At 37.0% G+C, this 4,603-nt stretch carries 4 protein-coding genes; all 4 read right to left on the bottom strand.

Going from position 1 to position 4,603, the window contains the following annotated elements; genetic code table 11:
- Positions 1 to 409, bottom strand: a 409-nt coding sequence (locus FVQ77_17265; protein MBW8052053.1) for a DUF3179 domain-containing protein, incomplete at its 3' end; no start/stop codon positions are given.
- A gap of 161 nt (positions 410 to 570) precedes the next feature.
- Entirely contained in the window at positions 571 to 2,040 is a 1,470-nt protein-coding gene (locus tag FVQ77_17260; protein ID MBW8052052.1) for a glycosyltransferase, read from the bottom strand.
- 29 nt (positions 2,041 to 2,069) lie between these two features.
- Entirely contained in the window at positions 2,070 to 3,134 is a 1,065-nt protein-coding gene (locus FVQ77_17255; protein ID MBW8052051.1) for a DUF3179 domain-containing protein, read from the bottom strand.
- 36 nt (positions 3,135 to 3,170) lie between these two features.
- Complete coding sequence (locus FVQ77_17250; protein MBW8052050.1) at positions 3,171 to 4,196, bottom strand: transporter; 1,026 nt, start codon at positions 4,194 to 4,196, stop codon at positions 3,171 to 3,173.
- Positions 4,197 to 4,603 lie beyond the last annotated feature (407 nt).

Here is a 4,603-nt window from a genome sequence, read left to right as displayed (position 1 = left end):
CGGTTTGCCTGTCCCACATCACCATGTCACTTTTCCTAAGCATACCCGAAACACCAAAATCCAGCAAATATTCTTTCCCTTTAAAATTCAACTTCCTGTCAAACACAATGGCAGCATTACACAAAGGGCAGTAAGTTGCGGAAATGTCAACCCCTGCTATCCGGTCATTAACAATTTCGTGCCACGTTAAGATGCTCAATGGGTATGCTTTTGCTTTGCCATTTATTGCAACTGCAATAACGGGCTCGTGTTTAAAAAACACTTTGTCCCCCTCTTCTTTATTCCAGAATTTCGGATTATCTATGGGGGGGATGCCGTCTCTTTTTAAGAGGGCAATAAATTCATTTAACGGAACGCTTTTATTGGTAATATCAGTTTTCCATTCCTGGTTGATTTTTTCTTTGTTCATTTGTGCGAAAAGAAGTGTGCAGCTAAAAACAAATACTGCGATCAGCATGTAAATTAACTTCATTTTTAAAATTGTATTAATTATTTCTGATTATAATTCAGCTTATTGTACTACAACCAAATAACTAACAAACTAAAACCAATAAACTAAACAACTAAAAACTATTTTGAGTGATCAATTGAATAATAAAATACACTTCCAAAACCTATGCTTAACATAATATGAAACGGCAATAGTCCATAATCTTTTAATATAAACGAAATGATTATTCCTGCCGCAAAGTAGAGTGAAAACAAGCCTTCAAATATTGTCAGCATATTTATCCGGGTTAAATATTTATTATCTTTCCACGAATCTTCCTTCTTTGTTATATTAAATTTAGGTGTTCTGATGAAAGGGGTTTTCCTGCCTGTATATCCTTCAAATACAGCTATGGCATTGTGTAATGACAAGCCCATTGAAATTGAAAGAAATGCCGGGAACTTTAATATAAATTTCAAGGTAGCCAAAAATTTGTTACCAGACTGTTTGGTGAATGAAACCCAGTAAAAAATAATTAATAGCACCAGGCTGACCATGAAAAATACTCCGAACCTATAATAACCGGCGTATTCGTAAAAAAAATTTTTGATCAATAATAAAGGTACACTGAGCACTGCGGTAGTGATGATACAAATGAAGAGGAAACTATTCATAAGGTGAAAAAACGCATGTATTTTTGTTGACAGCGATATTTTTGCTGATCTCAACACTTTCCATAAGTTTTTTCTTGCACATTCGGCAGCACCTTTTGTCCATCTGAATTGCTGGGTTTTCAGCGCATTCATTGTAGGTGGCAATTCTGCGGGTGAAACGACATTCTCCAGAAATTTGAACTTCCAGCCTTTGAGCTGAGCCCTGTAGCTCAGATCAAGGTCTTCGGTTAATGTGTCTGACTGCCACCCTCCTGCATCTATGATACACTTTTTGCGCCAAACACCTGCAGTACCATTGAAATTAATAAAATGTCCGCCTGCATTTCTTCCTGTTTGTTCTACAGAAAAGTGGGCATCCAGGCCAAAAGCCTGGAGTTTGGTAAGCAGGGAGTAATCTTTATTAATATGCCCCCAACGGGTTTGTACAACTCCGGTTTGCCCATTTTTAAAATAAGGAATTGTTCTCAGCAAAAAATCCTTATCAGGGATAAAATCAGCATCAAAAATGGCTATAAATTCTCCCTTTGCTATTTTTAGCCCTTCTGCAAGCGCTCCTGCTTTAAATCCTGTCCTGTTTTTCCTTCTAACATGATGGAGTTGAATTCCTTTTTTGCTAATTTCATGCACTTTCTTCGCTGTTATCTCAAAAGTTTCATCGGTTGAATCGTCCAGTACCTGAATCTCAAATTTATCTCTGGGATAGTCAAAAGCAGCAATTGCGTCTATAAGTCTTTCAATAACATATTTTTCGTTATATATAGGTAACTGAACCGTAACAAAAGGGGCATCGTTTATATCTAATTTCTTATCATTACTTACTTCCTTGTTTTTCCTGTAATACCTGATGTAATTATAGACCAGGTTAACCTGGGTCAAACTGTATAAGAATATAAACAACAGTAAAAATCCGTATATGAGAAGTAATAGTATTTGCATGGTATTTACCTTTAAATCTTTAATTTATGTTAATAAATTTCAGCATTCGGGTAAAATGCACCCCACGCCAGCCAGTAGCCCATAAATGATACTGTTGCGCTAAGTTGTTCGCCTGCCCGGGGTCCTGAAATTGCATTTCCAAAAATATCCCATTCTGTACCTTCATTATCCTGCATTATTACAGGTAATTTATTTTGTATGGGGGTAAATGTAAGCAAAGTGTCGTTAGATAGCCTGCGTACGAAAGATACGATAAAATTATCTGGCTGGCTACCTGCAATCACAAGATCAGTGTTTTGAAAGCTATCATTTATTAGCTGCATGCTATCAGTAAAATGGTAGTACTGATAGACTTTTGCTATGTCATTGATAATGACCCCGTGCACTCGTTCTTTTGAAGGCAGTCGTTTGTCTTTAGGATTTAAAGGGAAAAACAAATTGTCATTATTGGTTTTATAATCCCCATAAGGATATCTATCATAATTCCTGCTGTATCCTGTCTGTTTAGAGACTACTTTTGTTTGAGCATACATGGCCTTCCAGGTTTTCCAGGTGGTTTCAACAACAGGGATAACCTGTACTTTCGTTCTGATCAATGTCCCATTCACACAAAGTAATTTCATTTGCGACCAGTTGCTATCTGTTGCACGGTCATAAGGAATAAGATTGGTATTATATAGCAATCCTGACACGCCAAAAGTAGTAACCGTACCATTTACATTTCTATCCCATCCAATACCTGTACCTGTCAGAGGACAATAGGTCACTGCAATTGAAACACCATTAACATCATCATTGATGATCTCGTGCCAGTCAAGTATAGCATGTGGGTAAGCACGCACATCATTGCCGGAAATAAAGCCAACCACCAGATCATTGTCCTGCAAATAAGTGGCATCAGATGCAGCAATAAAAGCAGGGTTGGTTAAGGCAGGAATTCCATCTTTGCCCGGTCCTCCATCCAACACTTCACTTTTTGGGATCAGCCATTCACCTTTAAGTTTATCTTTATCTTTCTTACATGAAGTAAAACAGATTGAAAACATTAATAATAAGTTTACTAATTTTAGACTAAATAACATATAATCTTTCATGATTAATTATGGGCATCTCTAAAAACTACATATTTTTTAAAACACACCCCTTGCCCCTCTTGATAGAGGGGAATGTATGGTGTAGTTTTTAGAGATGCCCTTATATAAAATTGAAATATTAAATTTATATGAAGTTGATAGTTGTGTTCCACTGAGATGCCTGTATACAGGGATCTCACCCGTGAGCCGGAAACTCAATTTCTGGTTAGTCTGTAAATTAATCCCTGGTATAAGATACAGCCATCTACCTCCTGTATTGGGTATGATGCTGCCCCCTACCATATCAGCCGTTGTACTTCTGTACCTGACCTGAAGCAGCGCATCACTCATCATCAATTTAGAGGTGATGGTATATGCTGCACCTATAACGTATTGAAATTCGTTACCGAATTTATAGCCTAAATCCGGTGAACTATTTGCATAGAAGTTATGATTAGTACCCGTTATTCGGTAGGTAGCCATACTCTCTAACCGGAAAGGATTAGTAGAGGTAAGTTGCCTTGCTGCATAAAACCAAAACATTCCATCCCAGGCCCCTGAACCAGGCTGCAGATCTGCAGGGAGTAAAATGCCATTTTCTGTAAGATCAGACCTGCCAACAGGTATTTTTGAACCGGCTCCTACAGCGCCTGACCAGCGTAAGTTAGGCCTGTTCCATAGTAAGTTATATTTTATAAGAAAAACCATATCTCCCATACCAAACACAAGGAGTTTATCCTTTTCCCCATTAGTTTGCAGAACTTTTCTTTGTTGTATGATATAGGAAAATAATGCTGTAATTGTAAAGGGTTTACTAATTCCATAATTAAACTCTGTTAAAATGGAATGTACCGTCCGTTGTCTGTTCTCATCCTGAAGCTTCGTGCCGGTATCTATCAGATCTTTGAGTAAATTTACATCATAAGTTATCAGGACCTGCATGTTTTTGGCTGTTGCGGTCCCGGTGCCGATTGATCCGGCAAGCGGCACACCACCTGAGCAGCACGCCTGGGCGAAACAATTGTAAGTTGAGTTGACAAAGAAGAAATAATACATAATAGTACTTAATATGATATAGCGCATAGTTGGTTAATTTGAAAATTATGACCAAATCATCAAATTATCTTTTAAGAACATAACATTGTAAATTAATTAAAAATTTCACCGCAAAGGCACAAAGACGCTAAGAAAAAAACAATGAATAGAGATGGATTAAATTTAGTCATACAAATGTACTCCTGTCAGGTTTATTTGTTTGTCGTGATCGTGACATTAAGTGATCTTTTAAAATAATTTTAAATAATAATAGTGTAGGCTATGTCATTAATACGACAGAATATGTGTCTTTCCTGATATACTTTTGCAGGGAATATAACAGAACCAAAATTTTAGTTCATGGTTTTTGGTTATTAATTTTAGTTATTTGGTTATTAGTTTTAGTTCATTGGTTCAATAGTTTGCTAATGCCGGACTCATGGCACGACCAACAA

The sequence above is a fragment of the Cytophagales bacterium genome (genome assembly GCA_019456305.1).
In the GTDB taxonomy this organism is placed as follows: Bacteria; Bacteroidota; Bacteroidia; order Cytophagales; family VRUD01; genus VRUD01.
The sequence above is the reverse complement of the archived record's forward strand: the minus strand, read 5'-3'. Positions and strand labels throughout refer to the sequence as shown.

Excerpts from the sequence above, each read along its gene's own strand:
- FVQ77_17255 (MBW8052051.1), bottom strand. The coding sequence starts at position 3,134 with ATGAAAGATTATATGTTATTTAGTCTAAAATTAGTAAACTTATTATTA.
- FVQ77_17260 (MBW8052052.1), bottom strand. The coding sequence starts at position 2,040 with ATGCAAATACTATTACTTCTCATATACGGATTTTTACTGTTGTTTATA.
- FVQ77_17250 (MBW8052050.1), bottom strand. The coding sequence starts at position 4,196 with ATGCGCTATATCATATTAAGTACTATTATGTATTATTTCTTCTTTGTC.